This is a genomic window from Amycolatopsis rhizosphaerae (assembly GCF_007713715.1).
In the GTDB taxonomy this organism is placed as follows: Bacteria; Actinomycetota; Actinomycetes; order Mycobacteriales; family Pseudonocardiaceae; genus Amycolatopsis_E; species Amycolatopsis_E rhizosphaerae.
Window position 1 is genome coordinate 1 of sequence record NZ_VJWX01000603.1, and the last position, 3919, is coordinate 3919.

Annotated in this window: 4 protein-coding genes; all 4 read left to right on the forward strand. The window is 70.8% G+C overall.

The window, feature by feature from the left end:
* Positions 1-97: 97 nt before the first annotated feature.
* Positions 98-622 (forward strand): MarR family winged helix-turn-helix transcriptional regulator, encoded by a 525-nt coding sequence (locus tag FNH05_RS33975; RefSeq protein WP_144592951.1) that lies wholly within the window; start codon positions 98-100, stop codon positions 620-622.
* 67 nt (positions 623-689) lie between these two features.
* A complete protein-coding gene (locus tag FNH05_RS33980; RefSeq protein ID WP_144592952.1) occupies positions 690-1886 on the forward strand; it encodes a homogentisate 1,2-dioxygenase in 1197 nt (398 codons plus the stop codon).
* Positions 1856-2716 carry a hypothetical protein gene (locus FNH05_RS33985; RefSeq protein ID WP_246128110.1) on the forward strand — a complete coding sequence of 287 codons (861 nt, stop codon included), beginning with the start codon at positions 1856-1858 and terminating at the stop codon, positions 2714-2716. The genes FNH05_RS33980 and FNH05_RS33985 overlap by 31 nt, the downstream gene beginning before the upstream one ends.
* Positions 2713-3882, forward strand: a complete 1170-nt coding sequence (fahA, locus tag FNH05_RS33990) for a fumarylacetoacetase (RefSeq protein ID WP_144592953.1) — start codon at positions 2713-2715, stop codon at positions 3880-3882. Before FNH05_RS33985 ends, fahA begins: the two co-directional genes overlap by 4 nt.
* The last annotated feature ends 37 nt before the right edge of the window (positions 3883-3919 follow it).

Genomic DNA, 3919 nt, shown 5'->3' on the forward strand with positions numbered 1-3919 from the left:
CCTTCACAGTCGTATCGACTGTGAAGGGACCCTTCACGGCACCAGCGGCGGAATCCAGGTAGTTCATCTGTTTATTAGTTTGGGTAGGGTGGGCGCCATGACGGCGGACGAGTTGGACTTCTGGTCCTTCGTGGAGCTCGCGAACACCCGGCTGGCCGGGGAGTTCGGGTTCCGGCACCAGCTGGCCACCGAAGTGCTCCTGACGCTGAACCGGGCGTCGAACATCGTCACCTACGACCTGGAGGCCAGCGTGCACCGGCCGCGGGGCCGGTCGTGGTCGGGCTTCCGGCTGCTGTTCGTCACCTGGCTGGCGGGTCCGCTGGAGGCCAAGAAGGCGGCCGAACTGACCGGGATGAGCCGCGCCGCGGTGTCGAACCTGACGAAGACGCTGGTCGCGGAGGGAATGCTGGAGCGTGCACCCGGTGAGCACGACGGCCGGTCGGTGCTGCTGTCGCTGACCGAACGGGGGCGGCGGGAGATGCTCGAGGTGTTCCGCGCGCAGAACGAGCGCGAGCACGAGTGGGCCAGTGTGCTCACCGAGACCGAGCAGCGCATCCTGATCATGCTGCTGGACAAGCTGATCACCAACCGCACCCAGTTCGACGTGCGCGGACGGAACTGACCCTTGCCTCCCGGCGAACTAGTTAATACATTTACTAACATCGGTTCGAAGGCAAGGAGGCCCGATCGTGGCGTACTACCGGCAGGTCGGTGAGATCCCGCCCAAGCGGCACACGCAGTTCCGCACCCCGGACGGCGGTCTGTACTACGAGGAGCTGATGGGGGAGGAAGGCTTCTCCAGCGACTCGTCGCTGCTCTACCACCGCCACATCCCGTCCGCGCTCGTGGACGCGTCGCCGTGGCAGCTCCCGGATCTGTCCACCCAGGCCAACCATCCGCTCAAGCCCCGGCACCTCAAGCTCCACGAGCTGTTCCCCGGTGAGGAGTGGAAGCGGCACGACGTGGTGACCGGCCGCCGCCTGGTGCTGGGCAACTCCGACGTCCGGCTGTCCTATGTGGTCGCGGGAGAGCCATCCCCCTTGTACCGCAACGCGATCGGCGACGAATGCGCCTATGTCGAGTCGGGCGAAGGTGTGGTCGAAACGGTCTTCGGCGTCCTGCCGTTCCGCACCGGCGACTACGTGGTGCTGCCGCGCGCCACCACCCACCGCTGGGTGCCCTCCGGGGACGCCCCGCTGCGGGTCTACCTCATCGAGGCGAACTCCCACATCGTCCCGGCTCGCCGCTACCTGTCCAAGTGGGGCCAGTTCCTCGAACACGCGCCGTTCTGCGAGCGCGATCTGCACGGCCCGGCCGAGCCGCTGCTCGCCGAGGGCGAGGACGTCGAGGTCCTGGTCAAGCACCGGGGCGGCGCCGGGATCGTGGGCACCCGCTACGTCTACCCCCGGCACCCGTTCGACGTGGTCGGCTGGGACGGCTGCCTGTACCCGTACACGTTCAACATCTCCGACTTCGAGCCGATCACCGGCCGCGTGCACCAGCCGCCGCCCGCGCACCAGGTGTTCGAGGGCGAGGGCTTCGTCGTCTGCAACTTCGTGCCCCGCAAGGTGGACTACCACCCGCTGGCCATCCCGGTGCCGTACTACCACTCCAATGTGGACTCCGACGAGGTGATGTTCTACTGCGGCGGGAACTACGAGGCCCGCAAGGGGTCCGGTATCGGCCAGGGCTCGGTGTCGCTGCACCCCGGCGGGCACGCGCACGGCCCGCAGCCCGGCGCCTACGAGCGCAGCATCGGCGTCGAGTTCTTCGACGAACTCGCCGTCATGGTCGACACGTTCCGCCCGCTGGAACTCGGCGAGGGCGCTGGGGCCACCGAGGACGAGGGCTACGCGTGGACCTGGTCCGGCCGGGGGCCCCGGTGACCGCGTCGCTGATCCCGCCCCTGTTCCGCGGCCTGCTCGACGACGCCGCCGTCTTCCCGCCCGGGTCGCTGCCGCTGGCGGACGCGGTGCCCGCGCACTCGCGGCATCTGGCCGCGGCCTATCGCGAGCTCGTGGGGCCGCTGGTGCTGCCCGCCTCCGCGCTGCCCGGTCTGGAGATCGGCGCCGTCGACGTGTCGGTGACGCTGCCGGACGGGCCCGCCGGACTGCCCGGGGTCCTCGAGGCGATGGCCTCGTCGCCCGCGCGCCTGGCCGGACTGGAGATCCCGGTCCCGGCCGGAATGGGCGTGCCGGAGTTCTTCACCGCGCTCGAAGCCGCGCCCGCGCCCGTCTTCGTCGAGGTGCCGCGGGACGAGCGGCGGGCCGGAACGCTGGCGGCCTGCGCGGAGACCGGTCACCGCGCGAAGTTCCGCACCGGAGGCGTGCGCGCGGAGCTGTACCCGGACGAGACGGAACTGGCGGCCGCGATCCTGGCCGCGGTGCGCGCGGAGGTCTCGTTCAAGGCGACCGCGGGCCTGCACCACGCGGTGCGCAACACCGATCCGGTCACCGGGTTCGAGCAGCACGGCTACCTGAACCTGTTGCTGGCCACCGCAGTGGCGGCCGGGGGCGCGGCGGAGCCGGAGGTGGTGGCGGCACTCGCCGAACGCGACCGGGCGGAGGTGGCGCGTCGGGTGTCCACTGTGGAGGAAGAAGTTCGCGGGCGGTTCCTGTCGTTCGGTACGTGCGACATCCTCGAACCGCTGACCGAACTCGTGGAGCTGGACCTGGTCGCGGCGGGCGCGCTGGGTGGAGACGGAGCGAAGGCGTGAAGATCGACGTTGCGGAAGGCTCGCTGTTCGGGCTGGACAACCTGCCCTACGGGGTGTTTTCCACCCCCGGCACCGCGCCGCGGGCCGGCGTCCGCGTCGGGGACCAGGTGGTGGACCTCGCGGCGGCGCTCGGGGACGAGGTGTTCGCGCAGCCGACCCTGAACGCGTTCATGGCGCAGGGGCGACGGCGGTGGGACGAGGTCCGGGAACGGATCGCCGAACTGGTGTCCGGTGAGGTGCCGGACGCGGCCGTCCACCCGGTGCGGGCGGTGACCCTGCACCTGCCGGTCGCCGTCGCCGACTACGTCGACTTCTACGCCTCCGAGCACCACGCGACCAATCTGGGCCGGTTGTTCCGCCCGGATTCGGCGCCGCTGATGCCGAACTGGAAGCACCTGCCGGTGGGCTACCACGGGCGCGCCGGGACGGTGGTCGTTTCGGGCACCGACATCGTGCGGCCCAGCGGCCAGCGCAAGGCGCCGGACGAGGCCGCGCCGACGTTCGGGCCGAGCCGCAGGCTCGACATCGAGGCCGAACTGGGTTTCCTGGTCGGCACCGGATCCGAACTGGGGTCCGCGGTACCGGTGGAGGAGTTCGCGGAGCGGGTGTTCGGCGCGGTCCTGGTCAACGACTGGTCGGCGCGGGACATCCAGGCGTGGGAGTACGTGCCGCTCGGCCCGTTCCTCGGCAAGAGCTTCGCCACTTCGATCTCGCCGTGGGTGGTGCCGCTGGCGGCGCTGGAGGCGGCCCGCGTCCCGACCCCCGTCCAGGATCCGGCCCCGTTGCCGTACCTGACCGAGCGCGAGCCGTGGGGGCTGGACATCGAGCTCGCGGTGTCGTGGAACGGGCAGGAGGTCTCCCGCCCGCCGTACCGGGAGATGTACTGGTCCCCGGCGCAGATGCTGGCGCACATGACCGTCAACGGGGCCGTGAGCCGCACCGGTGATCTCTACGCCTCGGGCACCATCTCCGGGCCGGAGAAGGAGCAGCGCGGCGCGTTCATCGAGCTGAGCTGGGGCGGCCGGGAACCGGTCGTGGTGAACGGCGAGGAGCGCACCTTCCTCGCCGACGGCGACGAGGTGGTCATCTCGGCCACGGCGCCGGGCACCCGCGGCGGCCGCATCGGCTTCGGTGAGGTGCGCGGCCGCATCCTCCCCGCCCGCTGAGCACCGTCGAGGCTGCCGTGAAGGGTCCCTTCACAGT

Excerpts from the sequence above, each read along its gene's own strand:
- FNH05_RS33975 (WP_144592951.1), top strand. The coding sequence starts at position 98 with ATGACGGCGGACGAGTTGGACTTCTGGTCCTTCGTGGAGCTCGCGAAC.